Consider the following 22,460-nt stretch of genomic DNA (forward strand, 5'->3'; position numbering starts at 1 on the left):
TTGGATCCTTCTGCGGGGTTCACAGCCCGCTGGCGAATTGATTGACCTCGTACTCCGCCATCTCGTAGGGAAAGCCCATAGCATCGATCCAGCGGATGGTCCGCCCATCCGTAGTCACCGACTTCCAGACTGCTTCATCGCGTAACGCGCCGAAGCGCAGGCTTTGCAGTTTGGGACGCATATTCAGCAGCGTGGCGCTGCCGTTACGCCATTCCACCCGCAGAATATAGCCCCTGTGTGCCGCCACTGACTTGATGGGAGGCCCAGTCATCGGTCTTCGCCCTCCTTTCCGCAAAAAAACGCCACTGTATAGTCAAAGTATACAGTGGCGTTTTGAAATTGGGCAGGGTAATGATTACCCCAATTTGCCGGATTCCATTATGAGATTTTCATGAGCTTGGCCAGTGCCTGACGCTTGTTCCGCCCCTCGCCGCCCAGGCCCAGCTTCTCGTAGACGGCGTTCAGGCGGTTGTTGACAGACTTTACAGAAATGTTCAGAATCTCGGCGATCTCCCTGCTGCTCTTGCGCTGAGCCGCCAGACCGGCGATCTCCAGTTCCCGCTCCGTCAGACCGTACCGTGCCAAAAGGTTATCCTCCTGCTGGGTGGCCTCCCGTCCGGCGCGGAACCTGGCAGCGAGGGTATGCAGATGCTCCTGGACTTCCCCCTCTGCCAGCTCGTCCAGAAGCCGGTCCAGACAGGGGTCGCTCTCGGCGAAGGGCAGCAGGATGCCGTCCGGCTGCGCCAGGGACCACGCCTCACAAAGCGCTTGCCGTGCGGCCGTTTCCTTTTCGAGATGCATCAGCGCCACGGCGTTTTGCAGGTGGGCATAGACGCCGCACAGGGCAAACCGGGCAGCGGTGCAGGCCCGGAGCAGCCGGGGCATCCGGGCCGCTGCCTGTGCCCACTGGCCCTGCGCCAGCAGCGCGCGGCCCACGATCACCTGGAAGACCGGCTCGATCAGCGGGAACACCTGTGCCATGCTGGCGCCTTCCGCCGTCAGCCACGCGGGAAGCTGCTCTGGCTGCCCCAGCAGGGCGCTCAGCCATCCCCGGCCCAGCTCCACGGTGGTCAGCAAACGGTACTGATGGGCACGGCGCAGGGTGTCCGCCGCACGGTCCAGGAGGGGAAAGCCGCTCCGGAGCGGCTGCTCATACAGCGCCAGCCTGGCGGAGAGAAAGGCGGCAGCGGTATAAATGCTGTATTCCCCTACCTCTAGCGCCTGCTCCTCCGCCTGGCGGCAGAGAATGTCGGCGTCGGTCAGGTTCCCTCGCATAAATTCCGTTTCGGCCTGCATGATGGTCGCCGCGCCGCTGCCATGTCCGCTGGCAACGCGGCTGTAAATAGGCATGCATTCCCGCATCTCGGCATTCTCCCGGTCAAGGCCGCCGCTCTTGCTGTGATAGAGCATCAAAACGGAAGGTGAGCCCTGCGTCCATGGGTTGCGGTCCGCAGGGATCAGGGCGCGGATCTGCCGGTGATAGGCGCTCATGGCGGAAATGTCGTTGAAGCACAGGAAAGACAGGCGCAGCAGGGCCTCTCCCTCCAGCTGATCCCGCTCCCGCCGGGAAAGGTCGGTGCAAAGGGCCATGCTGCGCTGAAACAGTGCGTGATACCGCCGCATTTCCGGGATGTCCCGGCCGTAAAAGAGCAGCAGCATGAATACCAGAAGCGCCCGCGGATGGCGCAGCTGACATTCCTCCGGGCAATTGGCCATCCAGCGGCGCATCAGCGGCAGCCGCTCGGGGCCGAGACTCAGGCCCCGGTCCTGTCCCACTGTCCGCAGGAGATCATCCCACCTGCCGGCCTTTTCATAACACTCTGCGGCAAGACAGCACTCTCCCGTCCGCTCATACCACGCTCCCAGGCGGGCAAGCGTGGCGTTTTGCTCCGCCTCCGGCAGCAGTGCGTACTTCTTCCGGGCGCAGGAGCGCAGCATATTGTGATAGCGATACACACCGTCGGTACAGGTGATGAAGGCGTTTTGCGCCGTCAGGCTGTGAAGAAGCGCAGCCGCATCTCCGTCCGGCCAGAGATATGCCGCCGCCTCCACAGTGAAATCGTCCGGCACGCCCAGCCGAACCAGAAATTCCCGTTGACGGGCCGTCAGGGGACGAAACAGCACCTCGTCTATGAGCGGATAGATATTTGTGGTGTTTTCCGGCCATTTTCCGGTCTGCGTATAGGCCCGCAGCTTCAGATAGACCATGGAGAACCAGCCCTCGGTACTGCTGGCCAGCATATTCACATCCCGGATGTTCAGAAGCTGGCCGCTCCGGCGTGCATATTCCCGGACGTCAGTTTCGCCGAGCCGCAAATCGTCCACATTCAGTTCCCACAGGCGGGGACCCAGCTTCATCTGTGCCGCCCGGTCAAAGATCACGTTGCGGGAAAGCAGAATAATGTGGGTCCGCTCCGGCAGGTGATCGCTTAAAAACAGGATTAGAGATGTAAACGCGGGATTCGGCAGAAAGTGCAGATCATCAATGATGTAAAAAATATCGTGGGATTTCCCGGCCAGAGCATCGGTCAGCAATTCCATCATCAGCTGCCGCGCCTGTGGATCTGCGGGAAATCCAAGAGCAGACATATCCTTTTCCAGTTCCGGCCATTCCCGGAGGTTCCGGCAAAAGCCTCGCCAGAAATCCGTCAGGGAATCTGTGACAATGATCTGCTGCAGGATCAGAGAATCCGATTTCTTCTTTTGGCAATGATCTGCCCACCAGCGGATGGCTCTGCTTTTCCCGTATCCAATCGGGGCCACGATGGAAGTGACCGGATATTCGGAAATGTGGGACAGCTTATCGGCCAGCGCACTGGAGATATACGTTGTATTCAGCTTGACAGGCATTGCGAGGCACCTCGCTCACTACATACTTGTCATTATTGTACTGGAAAATGCCCAAAATTTCAAGAGATCGAACACCATACACAAGAAAGCTGTAAACCCGTAATAAAGTCAAGCCCCAATTTGAGAAAAAATGGAGCTTGATTTTTGCCAGTATCAATGAGCATGACAAATCGATCTGCAAAGGCTTTTTTCAGGTCGGGGTTATGCAGTACGGCGGTGCTGCGAAGCAGATGTCATGCAACCATCTAAACAGTCGCGGGCATTGTCCCGCGCTCTTACAAATCATTGTTCACGCGGATGGTATATGGCAGGACTCTCAGCGTGTCCGGGTCGATGATGATGACCGCCCGCTTCTTTTCGTGCGCGTAGTTGACGGTGTAGGCCGTGCCGCCTTTGGCGGAACCATTGTAGACGGCAAGGACGAAATTGGCATGGTCGATCAGCCAGCGGTTGCGTCGGAACATACAGTCGCGTGTGTAGTGGCGACTGAGATAGACGGTTTCGTCACACTCCTCCAGAATGTTGAAATAGCGTTCCCGCTGCTCCACGCTCCAGCGGTCCGCCTGACTTTCGCAGGGCAGCGCCGCAATCAGGCGGATATTCTTTTGGGGGTACTTTTTCTTGCAGGCAAGAACGATCTCCGCGCCCCAGATGTCCGCACCCAGCGCCATGCCGGAAAGAAAAGTCGTTACGCCGTTCTCAATGAGCGACACGATCTGAAGCGTCATCAGGGCCTTGAGTTTACAGCAGTCCGGGTGTTCTTCATCGTAGCCGAATTTGTAGCTGGACGGTCTGTGTCCGGTAAATGCACAAGTCAAATCTTCCATAATACCGCCTTCGTGAATAAGCAAAATATGATGTGCGTAAAATTATTATAAGCCAAATACATTTTGCCGTCAATAAGCCGAAAATGATGTACGGTATAATATTTTACGCATCATTAAGAAGGAGGTGCGTCGCATGAAATCGTTTTGTGAGATTCTTCGGGAACTGCGGGAGGACCGGGATATGACCCAGGCCGATGTTGCAAATCTTCTCGGTACTTCGCAGCAATACTATTCCAAGTACGAAACGGGCAAATATGAAATGCCGATCCACTATGTTGTGCCCCTTGCAGACTTCTATGGGGTATCTGTGGACTATCTCCTGGGGCGCACGGCCTGCCGGGTACGCCTGGAGGAATATCAAAAGCCAATCGTCGCCGGGTATACGGCAGACGAGCTGCTGGCGGATGTGCTGACGCTTGACCGCAAGGGGCGGGAGAGTGTCCGTGAGTATATCGAATTGCAGATGAAAGCGAACCGGCAGAATAAGTGCAAATGATGACGGCCTACCCAGGCCGTCCTTTTGTTTTCCTCCGGTACACGGAAACGGAGGGTACGGGAAAGCGGCAAGCAATGCAAAGCGGGACCCACTTTGCGAAAACCGTAGATTTCCGCTTTCGCGGAAACCCACGGTTTCATGCTTGTTGAGGCTCCGCCCCAATCCCCGCAGAACACGGTTTCCGTGTTCTGAAACGCAGGACAAGTCCTGCGGCTGCGCGATTTTTCAAATCGCTTTATGGCGGTCAGCTCAACGCTGTTCCGCCTCTTTTTCTTTTGTGGCATCCGGTTCTTCATGGACTTCTTCCGTGCCAAGGAAACGGTCAATATTGGCCTTGGCGGTCAGCAGCTCCTTCATGTCCTCCCGTGCCTTGCGGTATTCGGAGTAGGCCGCTTTTTTCTCGGCAATCAGCGCGGCGTACTCGGCGTTCAGGCTCTTGATGGTGGGCAGCTTCTTAACGCCCTGGGCATCGAAATACTGCTTGGCGGCTTTATGCAGAGTGATGTCGCTCTCATGCTCCGAAAGAAACTTCTTGGAGTATCCTGCCTTACGATAGGCGACATAGGTGTCCCGGGTCTTGGCGTAGTTGATGATGTGCGTCCGCATGACGGCGATCTCCGTCATACGCTTTTCTGCTGCTTTGATTCTCCCGGATATGTCGTGATACCGGGCAGAGGCAGCGGAGGCTTTCTCTGCCAATGTGTCGTAGTCCAGCAGCTCGTTCTCTTGCAGATAGGCTACCGTCTGTGCCATCTGCTTCAGATTGAACAGCGTGGCCCAGCGCGCATAACCGGCACCCTTTCCGGCCCGGAGCTTTGCCTGGATGTCCACCAGCAGATTCCCGCTGCGCTTCTCCGGTGTAGATTTGGCGGCAAGGCGCTGCCGGGGCGTATGCTCCATTTCACCGGCGATGACTGCGCGAAGATCTGCCGGGGTGTAGCCGGGGCCAAGGGTGTCCATACGAATAAACTTCTTCTGTTCGCCGCCCATAAGGGACGGCACTTTCTTTCCCTTGACTTCATACCCGGCCTCCCGCAGCAGCGTCAGCAGAGCTTCAAGGGATTCCGGCTTCTGTGCCAGCGCATCGTCAATGGCAAAGCAAATACGCTCCCGGTGAGAGGGCTTTTTCTGATCTCCCAGCCACTTGTTGTAGCTCTTTCCGTGGCGCTTCGGGTCCTCCACGATGGAGTAGCCGTTCTCAATACAGATGGTGTCGCTGAGCCGCCGCACGGCGCGGGTGCTGCCCCAAAAGTTACGGAACTTCCGGGTCTGACTGAGGGCAGTAGAGTTCCAGATGATGTGATTGTGAATGTGGGATTTGTCAATGTGGGTACAGACGATAAAGGCATGGTTGCCTTTTGTGAATCGCCGTGCCAACTCACAGCCCAGGCGGTTTGCTTCTTCCGGGGTGATCTCGCCGGGACGAAAAGACTGGCGGAGATGATAGGCGATCACATCGTCCTCGCCGCGCACTCTGCCAGTCTTTTGGATATACTGCCGCTTGGTGAACAGGAACTCCGCATCTGCGATTCTGCTGTCGCACTGCCAGCTAGTGATGAGCTGGCCGTTATCCGTCTTTTGCGGATTTTTGGAATAGTCCAGTATGTCGCTGATGGCCTGCCCGACCGTGCGGCCCTTGCCGGTGTGCAGAGGCATGATGCGTGTGGTCGCCACCTGTGTTTTTCCTCCTTTCCAAAAGAAAAGCGGCCCGCATAACGATGCGAACCGCGTATCCTGATTCAGATGTCCTTAACTTCTTATGAATCCTTTCATAGCTGCGTTGACGCCTTGCAGCTTTCCCAGCACCCACACCGCCACCATCGGAAGTCCCATGGGACTGACCAGGAACGCGAACACCAGGAGGATGATTCCGTTCTGGATGGAGTAGGTTATCAGGACGGCCAGGGCCAGAATGGAAAGCAGCACACTCGCCAGCTTGAATATAAAAGCGGAACAAGAGATAAGGCCCGCACACAGCCAGATGAAAAGGGACAGGGCCATGGTAATGGGGGCAGCGACAAACTTCATAATCGACTTCATTTTCAACACTCCTTTCCTTCCTGACATAAGCGTATCGTATCTTGCCGCGTTCTGCAAGGATATGAGAAAAGAGGGGCGGCAGCCTGTGCCGCCCCTCACATTCATCTCAGCGCCGCCAGCTCAGCGACGATCTTTTCCGCAGCCGTCCAAAGCCGCTCCTGATTTTGCCGGATGTCCTCCAGGTCGGCATCATAGACGCGCCCGGTTTCATGGGCGCGCTTGGTCAGCTGATTGAGATTGTTGCTGGCATAGCGGAGCAGAGAAACCAGCTCCTGCAGCTCCGGCAGTTCCAGCTTCACCACATATCCGTCAATCGCCATTTTCCGCAGATAAGCGGCCATGTTGGAGGTGCCGAGCTGGCCCATCTTCGCCTCGATCATCTCCCGCTCTTGGGGCGTGACGCGGAACTTTAACTGTATCTCCCGTTTCCGCTTTGCCATGGTCAACGCTCCTGGGACTTGAAATGCGCCGAATTTTTCGGCGCATTTCTCTCCGGCGGGGCTTTCAGCTTCTGCCGGACGGAGGGCTTTTCCTGCTGCTGGGCAAGGGCAAATTCTTTCCGCGTCTGTGTCAGAAACAGGTCCGTCAGGCCGGGATGGCTGTTCACGACAAAGTAGCAGTTACGGTCGCCGCCAAGTCCATCCTTGTTTTCACAAACGGGGACGGTTTTGGCCCACGCCTTGTTGTCATTGGAGATGCGTCCGTCCCAATCCATCTGCTTGACCGTATTGGCGAGAACATGGAAAACGCGGTCATAGCCGAACTGGTCCACCACCTGCTTCGGCGCTTCGCTGCCAAGGCAGTTGTTCCGGTAGTGTTCTCTGATGGCCGCCTCAATCGCCTCTTTGCAGGCGATATTCGCCCGGAAGGAATTGCGGAACTGTTCCAGCTCCCCATGCTCACGGGCATAGGTGCCGGTATGCTGATACACAGGAATCTCTTTCATTATCGTACCTCCATTTCTTTCTTATGGGGCTTGTCGGGTGCGCTGTGAACCGGCGGCGTTTTCAGCTTAGTCCGGAATCCTCGGTCACACCAACGCATCGTTCACACTGGACACCTACACCCATGTCACTGGCGATATGCAGAAGCGAGCTGCCGAGGTAGTGGGTTCCTTCATAACAGACATCTTTGGAGAGGAGTTGAAACCGTGGCAAGAAAGCGAAAAGCCGGAGAAGGCGGCGTCCACCTGAGAAAGGATGGGCGATGGGAGGGCCGCGTCGTTGTCGGCTACGATGAAAACGGCTATCCCAAAACCAAAAATGTGCTGGCAAAAACCAAGACAGAATGTCTGGAGAAGTTGAAGCGGCTCAAGGATAAGCTGGGCGGTGGCGTTAAAGCCGAGAAAATCGCGCCGGATATGCCCTTCGGTGAATGGATGGACCACTGGTATCAGTATTACTCCAAGCCGAAGATCCAGGCCACCACACAGGCAGCCTATGAAGTGCGGATCTATAACCACGTCATTCCAGACATCGGTCACATTCCACTGAACAAGCTGACACAGAATGATCTGCAGCAGTATTACACCCGCCTCAAGCACACGGGGCGGCTGATCCGCACCGAACTGTACGGCGAGGGACTATCAGACCGCATGATCCGTGGCATCCACGCAAGCTGTCGGGCGGGACTGCAAAAGGCGGTGGAGGACGGCCTCATCCGCGTAAATCCGGCCATCGGCTGTAAGCTCCCGCCCAAGAAGGCCAGAGAGATGCAAGTGCTGACCCGTGAGGAAATGCAGCGGTTTCTCATACAGGCCAAGGCGGAGGGCTATTACGAACTTTTCCTTCTGGAACTGTCCACAGGACTGCGCCGCGGAGAACTGATGGCCCTCCAATGGGATGACCTGAACTTTGACACCGGCGAGCTCAGGATCAACAAGCAGATCGGACGCATAAAAGGCAAGCTGACCGTAACCACGCCCAAGACCAAAACCTCCATCCGCACCATCATTCTGCCGCCGCCCTTACTGAAGGTACTGAAGGAGTACAAGGAAAGGGTCAACTCCCGGTGGCTGTTTCCATCTCCGGTAAAAGAGGATATCCCCATGGACCCGGCCAATGTCCGCGGACGGCTCCATCTCATATTGGAACACGCCGGTTGTAAGCAAGTGAGGTTTCATGATCTTCGTCACACGTTCTCGACCATGGCTCTGGAAGCCGGGATGGATGTGAAAACGCTCTCCGCACTGCTGGGCCATGTGTCCTCTGCCACAACGCTGGACATCTACACCCATATCACCGACGATATGCAGCGCAACGCCGCCGCCCACATCGACCGGGGGATCGGCAAGACGGAGCCGTTGGAACAGCCTGAACAGAGCGCAAGTACGGAACAGCAGACATATACTCCATTCGTCCCCTACCACGGGAAGAAACGCAGACCGGGGACGGGGTGCATTACGCAAATCAGTGACCACCTGTGGGAAGGGCGATACTCGCCCATGTGGCCTGACGGCAAAAAGCACAGCCGCAACATCTATGGAAAGACCCGTGAAGAAGTTGAAGCCAAACTGCCAGGGCTGATTGCCGAGATGCAAGCGGAGATCAAGGCCATCAAAGATGGCGATGCCGGAGCAATCATCCCTGACGGTGTCAGCAAGAAAAAACGGGCGGTCTGGGACTATATGCTGGCCCATCCAGAGGTCACCAACAAGAGCCAGATCGCCAAAGGAGCAGGCGTGGACAGAAGCACAGTGCGTCGGCACTACGACGATATCCGAAAAGAAATCGCTCATGCAAGGCGGTGATGCTTGGTGCAAAAATTACACCGGAGAAACAGAAGAATAAGCAAAAATCCTCTGGAATCAATGACTCCAGAGGATTTTTGGTCGGAGTGTAATTATAGGATCTGACAAAACCCAGTAATACCAATGGTTTGCAGACCGTCAACAAGAGATTTTATCCAACAAAACAGAAAATGAAAGGGACACCGCTCAATTTTTCTTGGGTAGCGTCCCTTTTTTATAAATGAAAGCAAGCACCGCCCGAGGGGACTATGGGCGGTACTTCTATATAAAACCGAACACCGAAAGGAGGAGTTCATCTCCACCGTTGCCAGCCATTTTCAGGCTGGCATTTTTCATACCACGACAAGGAGGTATTTAGTGAATGGCAGAAGATAAGAAACAGCCGCCCGTCCCGGAGGCGCATACCACGCCCGAGGCCCCGGCTCCTGAAACGCTGGGCGGCCCCGCCGTGGAGGAACAGGCCACGATCCCCGGTATGGAGAGCGGCCCCGCTCCCTCTGGTAAGGTGATCGACCTGTCCGATGTGCGGGCTGCTGGTGCGGACAAGGCCAAGGCCGCCGAGCCTGATAAAGTGGAGCCGCCTGCCCCGAAAGCAGACAAACAGCCCGACAAGCCCGCGCCCGCCGCTGATGCCAGGGCTGGCAAGGAAATGCTCAAACAGGCCCGCCCGCCTAAAGCGGATAAAGCCCCGCCAACCGATAAGGGGGCCAAGAAAGCAGAGCAGGCTGACAAGCCCCGCCGTGGCCGTCCTCCCAAGGATCAGGCCGCCCCGGAGAAAAAGGGCAAGGTGGCCCCGGCCAAGGCTCCCGCAGAAGCGGCAAAAGCCGATCCCCCGGCCCCGGAGGTTCCTCCCGCTCCCCGCGACGCTACCCGCGCCGTCAAGGAGGAAATCGTCTATATTAACCTTTCCGAGTTGCATCCGTTCAAGGAACACCCCTTTGGTGTCCGGGACGATGCGGAAATGCAGGGTCTTGTGGAGTCCGTCCGTTCCGGCGGCGTGAACCAGCCCGCGCTGGTGCGTCCCCTTGAGGATGGCAGCTATGAGATTATCGCGGGCCACCGCCGCCAGCGGGCCAGCGAATTGGCCGGGTTTATGAATATGCCCTGTATCGTCCGCAACATGACGGACGATGAAGCCATCCTCGCTATGACGGATGATAACCTCCGCCACCGCGAAACGATCTTACCCAGCGAAAAGGCCCTTGCCCTGAAAAAGCAGTATGAGGCTATCAAGCATCAGGGATCGCGTGGGGATGATGCGGCGGCGGGTAAGCTCTCGCTGGAAAGCGTAGGCCAGCGCAACGGCATGAGCGTGAAAACCGTTCAGCGGTATATCTGGCTCAATGACCTTGTTCCCGAGCTGAAGCAGACAATGGATGCGGGAAAACTGTCCTTTACCCCCGCCGTGGAAATCTCCCGCATCCGTCCCACCCACCAGAAGTATATTGCCGTTTCCATTGAGGGCCAGCAGTCCTCGCCCTCCAAGGGACAGGCAAACAGGCTCCGGGAGCTGGATAAGGACAACAAGCTGACCCCGGATGTCATTGACGGCATTTTGAGTGAAGAAAAGAAAAAGGAGGATCGTGACGTGATTATTACCGGCTCTGAATTGGAAAAGTTCTTCGGCAAGGAGGCCACGCCCCGCCAGATGAAGGATCAGATCATGACCCTGCTGGCCGACTGGAAAGAGAAGCAGCCGCCCGAGCTTGCCAAGCCCGACAAGAAAAAGACGGATAAGGAGAAGTAAGCACCTCTGGCCATCGTGACCAGAGGTTTTTTCGTCCCCAAACGGGGTGCCCCGTGAAGTCGCAGACTTCATGGGGAGAGGAGGCACAACGGAGCGTGTGGATTTTGGGCGCTTGCGTCCAAAGGAACAAAGCGAAGTTTGTGCCGACGAAGGCTCCTGTGGGTATATCCCCCGTCGCCGCCCATTACCGGGCGCATCCGGGAGCTGGCCGTCAAGGGGGCGTAGCCCCGCCAAGGGCGGCTTGCCCTTTACGGTCTGCCCCAGCTGTGCCATATCCAGCGGCGCGGCGGGGGTATATCCTCCAGAGCCGCCCCCTTTTCCAAGACTGGAAAAGGGCGGGGGAAAAAGGTTGAACCGTCCCCTGTAAAACTAACTTTGAAATGGAGGTATTCCTTATGAAAAGGCCCCTTGCCTATATCACCGCCGCATGGTGCGGCGATCCCCATGAAATGACCGAACAGGCGGCCAAGTATTGCCGAGCCGTCTATGACGCGGGCTTTTCCCCAATCTGTCCCACGCTCTATCTGCCCCTGTTCCTCAACGACGGGGTTCCCGAAGAACACAAAAGCGGCATCGATATGGGCCGCGATCTGCTCCGCCGCTCTCATGTGCTGGTGGTGTGCGGTCATACCGTCACCGAGTCCATGAAGAATGATATTGCCGTGGCCCAGCGGCTGGGTATCACTTCGACCACGCTGGAGGGCATCCTGACCGTCAAGCGTCAGGGCCACCGCTAATGTCAGCCCTGATTGAAGCCTACGTTACCAACCTTGGGAAATACGCCGAGTATGGCGTGGAGGCTGGAGAAACCCTAAAGTTTCCCGCCACCACCGAGGAGGTACAGGCGCTTTTGAAGCGAATCGGCGTGGACGGTGTGCGGTATGAGGAAATCTTCATTACCGCGTTTGACGGCGATGTGCTGGGTATCTGCGACTGTTTGAGCGAGTACGAAAGCATTGACGAACTGAACCATTTGGCCCATCTGCTCTCCGAGTTGGACACCTCTGAGCTTGAAAAGTTTGAGGCCGTCATAGACAGCGGCGAGTACACAGGGAGCGTCAAAGACTTAATCAACCTGACGCAAAATCTGGATTGCTTTGAATTTTACCCCGATATTGACGATGACGAGGCTCTGGGGCGAATGTACGTCCAGGACTTCGGCTCCATCCAGATCCCGGAGCATCTCATTGACTATATCGACTATGAGGCATACGGGCGGGATATGCGGATCAACGAGGACGGCCACTACGCCCCCGGCGGCTATGTGTTTAACAATAACAGCCGTTTTATTGAGCACTACTCCGGCAGGGATGACATTCCCCCGGAGCACCGCATTTTCGCCTATCCAAAACTGAATATCCGGGAGCAGATGGCAGCCTATCAGGAAATCATTGACCGCTCCGCGCTGAGCGAGGACAAGCAGCGGCTCCCCGTCAGCCGCGAGGACAGATAGCGCCGCCTCTGGTCACGGTGGCCAGAGGCGGCAAATGGGGTTCCCCGCAAAGTCGCAGACTTTATGGGGAGAGGAGCCACAACGGAGTGTGCGGATTTTGGCCGTTTGCGGCCAAAGGAGCAAAGCGCAGTTTGTGGCGACGAGAGGAGGTGGTTTAGATCGTAGGTGACGAAGTTTCCCGTCAGACCATCGCCGTCAGCGTTCAGGCATCCAAGCTGACGGCCCGGAGCCTTGCCTATGCGCTGGCCGCCGTGGGCCGCCAGATTGCCAAGGAGCACCGCAAGGCCCAAGCCCCCCACGGCAAGCAGAGCGTAAAAAAGCTCATGAGCCACGGCGGGGCCACAAGCAGTATCGAACTGTCCGGGGCTACCCGGCACTTTGACCGGGTGGCCCGGAAATGGGGTGTTGACTATGCCTTTCGCCGGGTGGACAAGGGCAAATATCTGTTACTGTTCAAGGCAAATCAGGCCGACGCCATCACGGGCTGTTTTGCTGAGTATTCCCGCAAGGAGCTGAACCGGGCCAAGTCCCGGCGCACCCCGATCCGCGAACAGCTCAACCGGGCCGAGGAACAGGTGCGGAAACAGCCCCAGCGGGAGCTGGAAAAGGAGGCGGTGCATGGGGACAGATAAGCTCCGCAAATATGTACTTCCCAATATCCCGTATCTGTTCATCGGCTGGGCCTGCCTGAAAGTGGGGACGGCCTACCGTCTGGCCGCTGGTGCGGGCTTCGGCCAAAAACTGCTGGGGATCATGCAGACCATCGGTGTGGCCTTTGCAGATTTTGCACCGGGCCTGAACCCGGCAGACTGGCTGGTGGGTGTCGTGGGGGCCGTGGGCTTTCGGCTCCTAATCTACTGCAAGACGAAAAAGGCCAAGAAGTTCCGCCACGATGCGGAGTACGGCACAGCCCGCTGGGGGACGGAAAAGGACATCAAGCCCTTTATCGATCCCAAGTTTGAAAATAATATCATTCTGACCGCCACAGAGCGGCTGACCATGAACACCCGCCCGGCCAACCCCGCAAACGCCCGCAATCTGAACACCTGTATCATCGGGTCAAGCGGATCGGGAAAAACCCGCTTCTGGCTTACTCCCCAGCTACTGTCCGCTCATTCCTCCTACGTCTGCGTAGATCCCAAGGGCGGCGTCCTCTCCCAAGTGGGCTACTTCCTGCAAAAGAAGCGGGGGTACAAAATCAAGGTATTCAACAGCATCGACTTTTCCAAGTCCATGCACTATAACCCGCTGGCGTACATCAAAAATGAGGCCGACATTTTGAAGTTCGTGGACACCCTGATCGCCAACACTAAGGGCGAGGGCAAGGAGGGCGATCCCTTTTGGACGAAAGCGGAAACGCTGTTATACTGCGCCCTCATTGCCTACATCATTTTTGAAGGCCCCGCTGAGGATCGGAATATGAACACGCTGGTTGATATGATCTCCGGGATGGATGTCAAAGAGGACGATGAAAACTACAAAAACGCCGTGGATTATATGTTTGACGGTCTTGCCAAGCGCAAGCCCGATTGTTTCGCCGTCAAGCAGTACCGCAAGTACAAATTAAGCAGCGGTGTTGTATGCTCTAAAAGACTTCTTAATCAAGCGGTTGGGAAGTCTCTTAGAACACACAACCTAAAACCGAAGAAAGGAGCGCAAGCTATGAGAAAAAACGAGAAAATCACAGCTTTGTACGAACGGCTGAGCCGTGATGACTTTGGCAAAGATGATGACCAACAGCGTGAGAGCAACTCCATATCCAATCAAAAGGCAATGTTGGAGGAGTTCGCCGCACGGCAGGGCTTTACAAACATTGTCCATTTCACGGACGATGGCATTAGCGGCACCTGCTTTGACCGTCCTGGCTTTCTGGCATTGATGCGAGAGGTCGAAGCCGGGAATGTGGAATATTTGTGCCTAAAGGACATGAGCCGCATGGGTCGTGACTATCTGAAAGTCGGTCAGATTATGGAAATCCTGCGTCAGCGGGGCGTTCGCCTTATCGCCATCAATGACGGCGTAGACAGCGCCAGAGGGGACGATGATTTTACCCCTTTCCGCAATATCATGAACGAGTATTACGCCAGAGACACCAGCCGTAAAATCCGTTCTACTTTCCAGTCCAAAGGCAAGTCCGGCAAGCACCTTACAGGTACGGTCATTTACGGCTATCTCTGGAACGAAGCCAGAGACCAATGGTTGGTTGACTCCGAAGCCGCAGAGGTGGTCAAGCGCATCTTTGCCATGACGATTGACGGCTACGGTCCGTATCAGATCGCCAGCAAACTTAAATCAGAAAAGGTACTTATTCCGTCCGCTTACCTTGCCCAACACGGCGAGGGCGTGAACAAAAACAAGACTTTCAAAGATGTGTACGGCTGGGGTTCTTCCACCATCTGCAACATTCTTGAAAAGCGTGAGTATCTGGGACACACCATCAATTTCAAGACCCGAAAGCACTTCAAGGACAAGAAAAGCCATTATGTCCCGGAGGACGAATGGACGATTTTTGAGAATACCCATGAAGCCATCATTGACCAGCAGACCTTTGACCTTGTGCAGAAAATCCGCAGCAAGGTCAGACGCTACCCGGACGGCTGGGGCGAAGCAGCTCCCCTCACGGGCTTGCTTTATTGCGCCGATTGCGGCGGCAAGATGTATGTCCATCGCACCAACAACGGCAAGCGCATTTCTCAATATACCTGCTCACAGTACAGCAAAATCCCGGTCGGGAAGCTCTGCGCCACACAGCACCGTATCAATGAAGAAGTGGTACTGTCTCTTATCTCCGATATGCTCAAAGCCATTGCCGAGTACGCCAAACATGACCGAGCCGAGTTTGTTCGTGTGGTGCAAGAAGCACAGTCCAGCCAGCAGACAGCGGCAGTTCGGAAACATCGTACACGCCTTGCCGCCGCAAAGCAGAGAGTTTCCGAACTGGAAGTTCTTCTCTGTAAAATCTATGAGGACAACATTTTAGGGAAGCTGTCCGACAGCAGATATGCTACTCTGGATGCACAGTACGCAAAAGAACAGTCTGAACTTAATTCAGAGATTGCTTCTTTGGAAAAGGCAGTTGATGGCTACGAAAAGCATGAGAAAGATGTTGACCATTTTATTGCTCTGATTGACAAGTACGAGAGCTTTGACAAGCTGACGATTGCCATGCTCAATGAGTTTGTCGAGAAAATCCTTGTGCATGAGCGTGACCGCAAAGGCAGTACGCAGACCACACAGGAGGTCGAGATTTACTTCAATTTTGTCGGGCGTTTCGTTCCTCCATCGTTTGGCGAAGTGGAACTGACCCCAGAGGAATTAGAGGAAATCCGCAAGCGTGAGGAACGTAAGGACAGGCTTCATCAGAACTACTTGAAGCGGAAAGCCAGCGGAGCGCAGAAGCGATACGAAAACAAAATAAAGGAAAAGAGAAAGGCAGAAATTGAAGCTAAGAAAGCCGCCATTCGTGCGGAAGATATTGCAAAGGGCGTGTTCGTTCCAGTATCACAGTTGCCCGCAAAGGAGCCAAAGAAAGGAGTACAGACCGCATGAGAAGAATCATCGACAGCAGCCATAGTCCCGAAAAGAAGCGCCCCCATATCGGACATTATGGGCATTTGCGCAAAGCCTATCTTGAGGGCTACCGTCCCGACCTCTACGCCGCACTTATCGCCAGCGAACGGCTTTATGAGCATTGCGCAGAGATTGAGGACGCCGCCAGAAGCCGTCTTGACATTATCATTCCTCGACTTGCCGCAAGCGTGGGCGCGACAGAAGCTCTCAAAGCCCAAGACCCTATGAAATGGGTAGGCTTGATGAACGCTTGCAAGGCACAAGCAGAGGAAATTGTGAAGTTTGAGCTGATTTATGATTAAGGAGGTACAGCATGGATAACAGTTATATTGTGCGGTTTATCCGCAAGGACGGCAAGCCCGTTGAAGAGTTCTTCTACCACACTTTTGAAGCCGCCATTTCACATTTTCTTCTTTTCAAGGATGATGATTCAGACCTCTATATACGGATAGAAATAATTGACTTGTTTTCCGAAAGAACGGTTTCAATTCAAGAGTTTTAGCGCAAGCGGCTTGTGGTTTCACAAGCCGCTTAAAAATGCAAACCCATAACGAAATATGGTTTATTTAAGATAACATCAGGTCCATGTTGATGGACCAAAAATCCGAAAACGCTTGATTTGTTCACAGCTTCCTGCTATAATATTTAGTGTAATGTTCTTGGAGGTGGGCTATGTCTGTAAGCTATGCAAATCTGTGGAAGCTGTTAATCGACAAAAAGCTCAAACGAGTTGATCTGAAAAAAATAGCGGGAATCAGCAGCACCACACTTGCCAAATTAGGCAAGGACGAGTATGTGTCTATGGAGAGCATTGAGAAAATCTGTGACGGGTTAGAGTGTGATATTTCTGACGTGATGTGCTTTTCAAGAAAAGAAACAAGAGAACGGAGTAATGAAAATGTTTTCAACGATTGAATTATTTGCCGGGGCTGGCGGGCTGGCACTCGGCATTGAAAAAGCAGGGTTCAACACTTTAGCTTGCCTTGAGTTTGATAAGGATGCTTGCGATACGCTCAGAAAAAACAGACCGCAATGGCGTGTAATTGAGGACGATATAGCAAATATTTCTTGCCTTGATTTGGAGAATTACTTTTCCCTGAAAAAAGGTGAGCTTGACTTGCTTTCGGGTGGTGCGCCTTGTCAAGCATTTTCCTACGCAGGGAAGAAATTGGGCTTGGAAGATGCACGAGGGACACTTTTTTATCACTATGCAACTTTCTTGGAGAAACTCCAGCCGAAAATGTTCTTATTCGAGAATGTACGAGGTCTTCTCACGCATGACAGAGGGCGAACGTACAAAACGATTACCACAATATTTGAACAGGCAGGATATACCATTCAAAAGAAAGTGTTAAACGCTTGGGATTACGGAGTTGCACAAAAAAGAGAGCGGCTTATCACCATCGGGATAAGAAATGACCTGCTTGATAAGATTCATTTTGAGTTTCCTAAGCCGCACGACTACAAACCGGTTTTGAGAGATATTTTGCTTGATTGTCCTAAAAGTGAGGGGACGCCCTATTCTAAATACAAGCAAAAAATCTATGACCTTGTCCCCCCGGGCGGTTACTGGCGAGACATCCCGGAAGACGTTGCAAAGGAATACATGAAGAGTTGTTGGAATATGGGTGGAGGACGCACAGGCATTTTGAGAAGAATGAGCCTTGACGAGCCGTCCTTGACTGTTCTAACTTCTCCGAGCCAGAAGCAAACAGACCGTTGCCATCCTATCGAATCGCGTCCTTTCACAATCAGAGAAAACGCAAGATGCCAGAGTTTCCCTGATGAATGGTGTTTTTGCGGAAGTGTAAGCTCACAATACAAGCAAGTAGGAAACGCTGTTCCTGTTAACCTTGCTTATGAAATTGCATCAAAAATCAAGGAGGCTTTGGAAAACTCATGAGTTGGAATCTATCATTTATCTCTGAACAGGAGTTTACAGACCATGTTCGGGCAACCATTCAGAAATACGGTGACAAGTTGGAATCGTTTGATCTCAAACGGTTTAACCGCAACATCGTCGATCCGGTCAAACTTATTTTCGATAAGACTGTATATCGCGCAACGTGGGAAGAGACAATCAGCAACGAGATTTTCCGTCAGCGCGACAAATCCAACAACAATGACATCGGTTATTTTCACCAGCGGATTTTTCAATATGTGACGAATTGCCATGTACCACCGAATGGTGAAGAAGGCGGCTGGGATGTCATTTACACGAATCCTGATGGAATTACATTGCCGGACGGTTCGGTTGTTCACACCGTCTATGTTGAGATGAAGAACAAACATAATACCATGAACTCGTCTGCATCAGGAAAAACTTTTATCAAGATGCAGAATCAGCTTTTGAAGGATGATGATTGTGCCTGCTTCCTCGTCGAAGCTATTGCAAAGAAGTCCCAGAATATCAAATGGGAGACTTCTGTTGACGGTCAGAGAATGGGACACCGCCTTATCCGCAGAGTAAGCCTTGACCAGTTTTACGCTCTTGTGACGGGACAAGAAGATGCGTTTTATCAAATGTGTATGACATTGCCAGAGGTAATTCAGCGCGTTGTCGAAGCGGGCGGCAATGAACTTGTTCCGCATGATACTGTCATGGAGGAATTGATTGCGATTGCAAATGAAAACAACCTTGAGAATAGGGACTTGGCGATTGCAATGGCAATTTATATGCTGGGATTTTCGACGTATTCTGGTTTTACGAAGTAAGCAAAAATCCCTTTAGGAACTAAAGGGCGCACTTCTATACTCTCCTGTCGAGAGTATCGTGCGTCCTGCGGAGCTTCATTCCCGGTCGGCAGAGAAAAAACTGCCCGACCGAGAATGTTTCGTCACTTCGTTCCGTCAAGGGAGCTACATTCCCTTGCGACGCTTGTGCGTCTATCCCTTGTGGACTTGCCGTCCGCAAACGGTTTGAAAACCGTTCGCCGCCAGCAAGTTTGAAAAAATATAGGAGATAAGAAGTATGCAAATAAAATCTCTAACACTGCAAAACTTCCGACGTTATTCAAATGCAGTAACAATAGAGTTTGAGAATCTCACAGCATTTGTCGGAAAAAACGACGTTGGAAAATCAAGCATTTTAGAAGCTCTTGATATTTTCTTCAATGATGGAAGAGGTTGCATTAAGCTCGATAAAGATGACATCAATAAGATTGAGGCTTCACGTGGGAACAATGAGGTTTCCATTGCTGTTTGTTTTGAGAACCTACCAGATACAGTAGTAATTGATGCGACGAATGAAACGACGCTTGAAAGCGAGTATCTGCTTAATGAATCTTGCCAGCTTGAGATTGTAAAAAAATACCCCAATGCTGGGAGCGCAAAAGTTTTTATTCGTGCATATCATCCAACGAACCCCAACTGCTCTGATCTGCTTCTAAAAAAAGACAGCGATCTACGTAAAATTCTTAGTTCACAGTCGATTGCGTGCGAAGACCAGACGAGAAATGCTGTAATGAGAAAGGCTATTTGGGAACGCTATTCAGACGATTTACAGCTTGAAACAATCGACATTGATGTTACGAAAAGTGATGCAAAAACCATTTGGGATAAGCTCCAAAAATATTTGCCATTGTATACTCTATTTCAAGCTGATCGAAAGAATACTGATGGAGACAGCGAAGTACAAGACCCCTTAAAAGAGGCAGTGAAAGAAATCCTTGCTGATGAATCTTTAGCAGCTACATTGCGCTCGGTAGCAGATGAAGTTGAACGGAAACTCAAAGAGGTTTCTTCTCGAACCCTTGAGAAGTTGCGGGAAATGAGTCCAGATGTCGCAAACAGCTTGAACCCGGTTATACCGTCGTCTACAAATCTCAAATGGACAGATGTGTTCAAGGGAGTTTCTATTACAGGAGATAATGATATTCCTATAAATAAGCGCGGCAGTGGAGTTAAGAGATTAGTTTTATTGAATTTTTTCAGAGCAGAAGCGGAACGGCGCTTACAAGAACGTAATGCTCCCAGCATTGTATACGCGATTGAAGAACCAGAAACTTCTCAGCATACTGAAAATCAGAGAAAGCTCATTCACGCCTTCTTGACGCTCTCAGAGTCGGAGAATACTCAAATCATTATTACCACCCATAGTGCGAGTATCGTTAAGGAACTCGATTTTGAAAACCTGAGGCTGATTTCCAATGAAGACGGCATTGAAAAAGTTCAGACTATCGATCCCGGACAGTTGCCGTACCCATCTCTCAACGAAGTTAATTATCTCGCTTTTTCTGAGATAACTGAAGAATATCATAATGAGCTGTATGGATTTATTGAAGAGCAAGAGTGGTTAAATGAGTATAAGGCGGGAAAACCGGTGTTGCCGTACACCCGGCTTCTTCCTAATGGTGCAGAACGTCGGGAGCAGAAAATCTTAAGTGAGATTATTCGGCATCAAATACATCATCCAGAGAACAAGCATAACCAACACTACACAGGCGATGAGTTACATGAATCAATTCGCCTAATGCGAGACTTCATTGGCAGCCGTATAGAGCCGTAAAAAACCAAATACCGAAAATCAGACCGTTGACCTGCGCCGTGTGCGCACAAAGTCAGCGGTCTTTTTTATCCCCAAAATCAAAAAGGAGGTCAATCACAATGACAAAACCGAAAACTCTTGACCAGCTCCGAGCCGAAAAGGAACGAGCGGAGACGCAGCTTGCACAGGAACAGCACAAGCTGGAGCGTCTGAAAAACCGAAAGAAGTATCTGGAGAAAGGCGAACGCACCAAGCGCACCCACCGTCTTTGCAATCTGGGCGGCACGATTGAGAGCCTTGCCCCGGAGGTCAAAGATCTCACACGCACCGAAATGACAGAGCTGATGGAACACATCTTTTCTCTGTCCGAAGTCCAGCGAGCCGTCCGTCACATGGCGATTACCCACATCAGCCAAGCCAACAGAGAAAAGGAGCTGAAATCCGATGGCACTATTTCATCTGAGCGTCACGCAGACTAAGCGAAGCGCAGGACAGTCCGCTATTGCTTCTGCCGCCTACCGAGCCGGGGAGCGATTGTATAGCGAGTATTACGGCGAATACAGCGACTACACACGCAAGGGCGGCGTGATCTGCTCCGACATTCTCCTGCCGTCCCATGCACCGCCAGAATACGCAGACCGCCAGACCCTATGGAACGCCGTGGAAAAAGCCGAGCGTGGAAAGAACGCACAGCTTGCATACAGCTTTGACATTGCCTTGCAGAATGAATTTTCCCTTGAGGAAAACATCGCTCTTGCAAGGCAATTTTTATTGGAGAACTTTGTGAGCCGGGGCATGGTGGTTGACTTCGCCGTACACCAGCCAGACCGTGAAGATGGCGGCATACCAAACCCACACTTCCATGTGCTTTGCCCTATCCGTCCCATTGAGCAGGATGGCAAATGGGGGCTAAAGCAACGCCGTGTGTACGAGCAGGACGAGGACGGCAACCGTATCCGGGACGCAGACGGAAACTATATTTTTAACGCCGTTCCCACTACCGACTGGGGCAGTCCCGAAACGCTGGAATACTGGCGGCAGTCATGGGCGGAGCTATGCAACGCCAAGTTTGCGGAAAAGGGGCTTGACGTTCGTATTGACCACCGAAGCTATGAGCGTCAGGGCGTGGAGCTTCTTCCCACCGTCCATGAGGGCGCAACCGTCCGGGCAATGGAGAAGAAAGGCATACGCACCGAGAAAGGCGAGTTCAACCGCTGGATCAGAGCGACCAACGCCGTTATCCGGGACATCAAGAAGAAAATCGCTCTCCTGTTTGATTGGATTGCCGAAGCAAAAGCGGAGCTTGCCAAGCCGCAGGCACCCGACCTTGTTTCTCTGCTGAACGCCTATTACACCCAGCGCAGAGCCGGGGCTTATTCGCAGAAAGGCAAGGTCAGCAACCTAAAGGAGATGAACGAGACTTTCAATTATCTCCGGGCAAACGGCATTTACACCCTTGAAGATTTGGAACACCGTGTCAGCGAACACAGTGCTACCACAGAGAGCTTGAAGAAAACGCTGGACGGGCAGACCGCACGAATGAAAGCGATTAAGCAGCTCTATAACAACTCCGCTGCTTTCCAGAGCTTGAAGCCTGTCTATGACGGCTTGCAGAAAATCAAGTTTGAGAAGCCGAGAGCCAAGTACAAGGCTGAACATGTCGACGAGCTGAAAATGTTCTACGCCGCCAGACGCAAGCTGACCGAGGAGTTCCCGGACGGCAAGGTGGATATGAAAAAGCTGTCCGCAGAGTATGACGCTCTGGAACAGGCGCATAAAACCACCTACGGCGAGTTTAAGACCGTCAGAGACGATTTACACCGCCTTTGGAGGGTCAAGTCATGCGTAGATACCGCCGCCCGATTTAACGAGCGCACAGAGGAACAAATGCTCCAAAATCGACCCCAAACACGACACAAAAAGGAGGATATGACCCGATGAAAAAATACGACTGGAAGAACGAGTACAACCCCATCCGCAGAACGGCGAAACGCCTGTTGAGCGGTGAACCTTTGACCGGTGGCAGACCGCTTTCCGACTTAATCGAGCTGGACGAACACACCCGGAAATGCCTTGCCTTTGAAGCCACCCTCACCGACCGCCAGATTGATATGTTGCAGGAGTTAGGCTATCTTCCCGTTACCACAAGACAGTATGGCGAGGAATGTGCAAACTGCCCCTATACGCTGGACGAGCGTGAGCATGGCGTTTGCAGACGATGCGCTGTTTTCAAGAAGTAAGG

The 22,460-nt window shown here is 53.0% G+C and carries 23 protein-coding genes and 1 pseudogene; 17 read left to right on the plus strand and 7 right to left on the minus strand.

The genetic code is table 11. The annotated features are described in order from the left end of the window. Positions 1–19: 19 nt before the first annotated feature. The 3 genes from BMZ81_RS09915 to BMZ81_RS09925 all read right to left on the minus strand — a co-directional run bounded on the left by BMZ81_RS09915 (position 20) and on the right by BMZ81_RS09925 (position 3,677). Positions 20–271, minus strand: a complete 252-nt coding sequence (locus BMZ81_RS09915; protein WP_091131536.1) for a DUF2442 domain-containing protein — start codon at positions 269–271, stop codon at positions 20–22. A 107-nt stretch (positions 272–378) separates the two neighbouring features. Continuing rightward, entirely contained in the window at positions 379–2,850 is a 2,472-nt protein-coding gene (locus BMZ81_RS09920) for a winged helix-turn-helix domain-containing protein (RefSeq protein WP_091131538.1), read from the minus strand. A 275-nt stretch (positions 2,851–3,125) separates the two neighbouring features. After that, positions 3,126–3,677 (minus strand): SLOG family protein, encoded by a 552-nt coding sequence (locus BMZ81_RS09925; RefSeq protein ID WP_091131540.1) that lies wholly within the window; start codon positions 3,675–3,677, stop codon positions 3,126–3,128. Positions 3,678–3,810: 133 nt separating this feature from the next. On the opposite strand from BMZ81_RS09925, the gene BMZ81_RS09930 reads away from it, so the two are divergent. Continuing rightward, positions 3,811–4,173, plus strand: a complete 363-nt coding sequence (locus BMZ81_RS09930; protein WP_091131542.1) for a helix-turn-helix domain-containing protein — start codon at positions 3,811–3,813, stop codon at positions 4,171–4,173. A gap of 249 nt (positions 4,174–4,422) precedes the next feature. Here BMZ81_RS09930 and BMZ81_RS09935 read toward each other — a convergent pair whose 3' ends face one another. The 4 genes from BMZ81_RS09935 to BMZ81_RS09950 form a co-directional block, all read right to left on the minus strand. After that, positions 4,423–5,847 (minus strand): relaxase/mobilization nuclease domain-containing protein, encoded by a 1,425-nt coding sequence (locus tag BMZ81_RS09935; RefSeq protein WP_091131545.1) that lies wholly within the window; start codon positions 5,845–5,847, stop codon positions 4,423–4,425. Positions 5,848–5,922: 75 nt separating this feature from the next. Continuing rightward, positions 5,923–6,213, minus strand: a complete 291-nt coding sequence (locus tag BMZ81_RS09940; protein ID WP_091131547.1) for a CD1845 family protein — start codon at positions 6,211–6,213, stop codon at positions 5,923–5,925. A gap of 101 nt (positions 6,214–6,314) precedes the next feature. After that, positions 6,315–6,653 (minus strand): plasmid mobilization protein, encoded by a 339-nt coding sequence (mobC, locus tag BMZ81_RS09945; protein WP_347498064.1) that lies wholly within the window; start codon positions 6,651–6,653, stop codon positions 6,315–6,317. Positions 6,654–6,655: 2 nt separating this feature from the next. Beyond that, positions 6,656–7,159, minus strand: coding sequence for a DUF3849 domain-containing protein (locus tag BMZ81_RS09950; RefSeq protein ID WP_091131550.1), 504 nt, complete (start codon positions 7,157–7,159; stop codon positions 6,656–6,658). Between the two features lie 70 nt (positions 7,160–7,229). Here BMZ81_RS09950 and BMZ81_RS14285 point away from each other — a divergent pair. The 16 genes and pseudogenes from BMZ81_RS14285 to BMZ81_RS10025 all read left to right on the plus strand — a co-directional run. Further along, positions 7,230–7,406: pseudogene (locus tag BMZ81_RS14285) on the plus strand (site-specific integrase); the annotation flags it as partial. Next, the gene (locus BMZ81_RS09955; RefSeq protein WP_091131553.1) at positions 7,364–8,962 is read left to right on the plus strand and encodes a tyrosine-type recombinase/integrase; all 1,599 of its coding nucleotides are present in this window, start codon (positions 7,364–7,366) and stop codon (positions 8,960–8,962) included. The pseudogene BMZ81_RS14285 and the gene BMZ81_RS09955, both read left to right, overlap by 43 nt. 361 nt (positions 8,963–9,323) lie before the next feature. Next, complete coding sequence (locus BMZ81_RS09960; RefSeq protein WP_091131555.1) at positions 9,324–10,709, plus strand: ParB/RepB/Spo0J family partition protein; 1,386 nt, start codon at positions 9,324–9,326, stop codon at positions 10,707–10,709. A 395-nt stretch (positions 10,710–11,104) separates the two neighbouring features. Further along, the gene (locus BMZ81_RS09965; RefSeq protein ID WP_091131557.1) at positions 11,105–11,446 is read left to right on the plus strand and encodes a DUF7768 domain-containing protein; all 342 of its coding nucleotides are present in this window, start codon (positions 11,105–11,107) and stop codon (positions 11,444–11,446) included. After that, complete coding sequence (locus BMZ81_RS09970; protein WP_091131560.1) at positions 11,446–12,162, plus strand: antirestriction protein ArdA; 717 nt, start codon at positions 11,446–11,448, stop codon at positions 12,160–12,162. Before BMZ81_RS09965 ends, BMZ81_RS09970 begins: the two co-directional genes overlap by 1 nt. A 215-nt stretch (positions 12,163–12,377) precedes the next feature. Beyond that, positions 12,378–12,794 carry a PcfB family protein gene (locus BMZ81_RS09975; RefSeq protein ID WP_278308887.1) on the plus strand — a complete coding sequence of 139 codons (417 nt, stop codon included), beginning with the start codon at positions 12,378–12,380 and terminating at the stop codon, positions 12,792–12,794. Beyond that, the gene (locus BMZ81_RS09980; RefSeq protein ID WP_091131564.1) at positions 12,781–15,711 is read left to right on the plus strand and encodes a DUF4368 domain-containing protein; all 2,931 of its coding nucleotides are present in this window, start codon (positions 12,781–12,783) and stop codon (positions 15,709–15,711) included. The genes BMZ81_RS09975 and BMZ81_RS09980 overlap by 14 nt, the downstream gene beginning before the upstream one ends. Further along, positions 15,708–16,034 carry a TnpV protein gene (locus tag BMZ81_RS09985; protein WP_091131565.1) on the plus strand — a complete coding sequence of 109 codons (327 nt, stop codon included), beginning with the start codon at positions 15,708–15,710 and terminating at the stop codon, positions 16,032–16,034. Before BMZ81_RS09980 ends, BMZ81_RS09985 begins: the two co-directional genes overlap by 4 nt. 11 nt (positions 16,035–16,045) lie before the next feature. After that, positions 16,046–16,234 carry a hypothetical protein gene (locus BMZ81_RS09990; protein WP_091131568.1) on the plus strand — a complete coding sequence of 63 codons (189 nt, stop codon included), beginning with the start codon at positions 16,046–16,048 and terminating at the stop codon, positions 16,232–16,234. Between the two features lie 170 nt (positions 16,235–16,404). Further along, complete coding sequence (locus BMZ81_RS09995; protein ID WP_091131569.1) at positions 16,405–16,647, plus strand: helix-turn-helix domain-containing protein; 243 nt, start codon at positions 16,405–16,407, stop codon at positions 16,645–16,647. Further along, positions 16,631–17,635 (plus strand): DNA cytosine methyltransferase, encoded by a 1,005-nt coding sequence (locus tag BMZ81_RS10000; RefSeq protein WP_091131635.1) that lies wholly within the window; start codon positions 16,631–16,633, stop codon positions 17,633–17,635. Before BMZ81_RS09995 ends, BMZ81_RS10000 begins: the two co-directional genes overlap by 17 nt. Beyond that, on the plus strand, positions 17,632–18,447 hold the full coding sequence (locus BMZ81_RS10005; RefSeq protein ID WP_091131572.1) for an Eco47II family restriction endonuclease: 816 nt from the start codon (positions 17,632–17,634) through the stop codon (positions 18,445–18,447). Before BMZ81_RS10000 ends, BMZ81_RS10005 begins: the two co-directional genes overlap by 4 nt. Before the next feature lie 256 nt (positions 18,448–18,703). Further along, the gene (locus BMZ81_RS10010; RefSeq protein ID WP_091131573.1) at positions 18,704–20,239 is read left to right on the plus strand and encodes an ATP-binding protein; all 1,536 of its coding nucleotides are present in this window, start codon (positions 18,704–18,706) and stop codon (positions 20,237–20,239) included. Between the two features lie 98 nt (positions 20,240–20,337). Continuing rightward, positions 20,338–20,697 carry a DUF3847 domain-containing protein gene (locus BMZ81_RS10015; RefSeq protein WP_091131576.1) on the plus strand — a complete coding sequence of 120 codons (360 nt, stop codon included), beginning with the start codon at positions 20,338–20,340 and terminating at the stop codon, positions 20,695–20,697. Then, positions 20,663–22,159: a MobQ family relaxase gene (gene mobQ, locus BMZ81_RS10020; RefSeq protein ID WP_091131579.1), complete on the plus strand. Its 1,497-nt coding sequence runs from the start codon at positions 20,663–20,665 to the stop codon at positions 22,157–22,159. The genes BMZ81_RS10015 and mobQ overlap by 35 nt, the downstream gene beginning before the upstream one ends. After that, complete coding sequence (locus BMZ81_RS10025) at positions 22,156–22,458, plus strand: hypothetical protein (RefSeq protein WP_091131582.1); 303 nt, start codon at positions 22,156–22,158, stop codon at positions 22,456–22,458. The genes mobQ and BMZ81_RS10025 overlap by 4 nt, the downstream gene beginning before the upstream one ends. The last annotated feature ends 2 nt before the right edge of the window (positions 22,459–22,460 follow it).

This window comes from Oscillibacter sp. PC13 (genome assembly GCF_900115635.1).
Classification (GTDB): domain Bacteria; phylum Bacillota; class Clostridia; order Oscillospirales; family Oscillospiraceae; genus Oscillibacter.

What these genes read in the sequence shown, in the direction of transcription:
- BMZ81_RS09915 (WP_091131536.1), bottom strand. Translation starts at nt 271, where the DNA reads ATGACTGGGCCTCCCATCAAGTCAGTGGCGGCACACAGGGGCTATATT.
- BMZ81_RS09920 (WP_091131538.1), bottom strand. Translation starts at nt 2,850, where the DNA reads ATGCCTGTCAAGCTGAATACAACGTATATCTCCAGTGCGCTGGCCGAT.
- BMZ81_RS09925 (WP_091131540.1), bottom strand. Translation starts at nt 3,677, where the DNA reads ATGGAAGATTTGACTTGTGCATTTACCGGACACAGACCGTCCAGCTAC.
- BMZ81_RS09930 (WP_091131542.1), top strand. Translation starts at nt 3,811, where the DNA reads ATGAAATCGTTTTGTGAGATTCTTCGGGAACTGCGGGAGGACCGGGAT.
- BMZ81_RS09940 (WP_091131547.1), bottom strand. Translation starts at nt 6,213, where the DNA reads ATGAAGTCGATTATGAAGTTTGTCGCTGCCCCCATTACCATGGCCCTG.
- mobC (WP_347498064.1), bottom strand. Translation starts at nt 6,653, where the DNA reads ATGGCAAAGCGGAAACGGGAGATACAGTTAAAGTTCCGCGTCACGCCC.
- BMZ81_RS09950 (WP_091131550.1), bottom strand. Translation starts at nt 7,159, where the DNA reads ATGAAAGAGATTCCTGTGTATCAGCATACCGGCACCTATGCCCGTGAG.
- BMZ81_RS09960 (WP_091131555.1), top strand. Translation starts at nt 9,324, where the DNA reads ATGGCAGAAGATAAGAAACAGCCGCCCGTCCCGGAGGCGCATACCACG.
- BMZ81_RS09965 (WP_091131557.1), top strand. Translation starts at nt 11,105, where the DNA reads ATGAAAAGGCCCCTTGCCTATATCACCGCCGCATGGTGCGGCGATCCC.
- BMZ81_RS09970 (WP_091131560.1), top strand. Translation starts at nt 11,446, where the DNA reads ATGTCAGCCCTGATTGAAGCCTACGTTACCAACCTTGGGAAATACGCC.
- BMZ81_RS09980 (WP_091131564.1), top strand. Translation starts at nt 12,781, where the DNA reads ATGGGGACAGATAAGCTCCGCAAATATGTACTTCCCAATATCCCGTAT.
- BMZ81_RS09985 (WP_091131565.1), top strand. Translation starts at nt 15,708, where the DNA reads ATGAGAAGAATCATCGACAGCAGCCATAGTCCCGAAAAGAAGCGCCCC.
- BMZ81_RS09990 (WP_091131568.1), top strand. Translation starts at nt 16,046, where the DNA reads ATGGATAACAGTTATATTGTGCGGTTTATCCGCAAGGACGGCAAGCCC.
- BMZ81_RS09995 (WP_091131569.1), top strand. Translation starts at nt 16,405, where the DNA reads ATGTCTGTAAGCTATGCAAATCTGTGGAAGCTGTTAATCGACAAAAAG.
- BMZ81_RS10000 (WP_091131635.1), top strand. Translation starts at nt 16,631, where the DNA reads ATGTTTTCAACGATTGAATTATTTGCCGGGGCTGGCGGGCTGGCACTC.
- BMZ81_RS10005 (WP_091131572.1), top strand. Translation starts at nt 17,632, where the DNA reads ATGAGTTGGAATCTATCATTTATCTCTGAACAGGAGTTTACAGACCAT.
- BMZ81_RS10010 (WP_091131573.1), top strand. Translation starts at nt 18,704, where the DNA reads ATGCAAATAAAATCTCTAACACTGCAAAACTTCCGACGTTATTCAAAT.
- BMZ81_RS10015 (WP_091131576.1), top strand. Translation starts at nt 20,338, where the DNA reads ATGACAAAACCGAAAACTCTTGACCAGCTCCGAGCCGAAAAGGAACGA.
- mobQ (WP_091131579.1), top strand. Translation starts at nt 20,663, where the DNA reads ATGGCACTATTTCATCTGAGCGTCACGCAGACTAAGCGAAGCGCAGGA.
- BMZ81_RS10025 (WP_091131582.1), top strand. Translation starts at nt 22,156, where the DNA reads ATGAAAAAATACGACTGGAAGAACGAGTACAACCCCATCCGCAGAACG.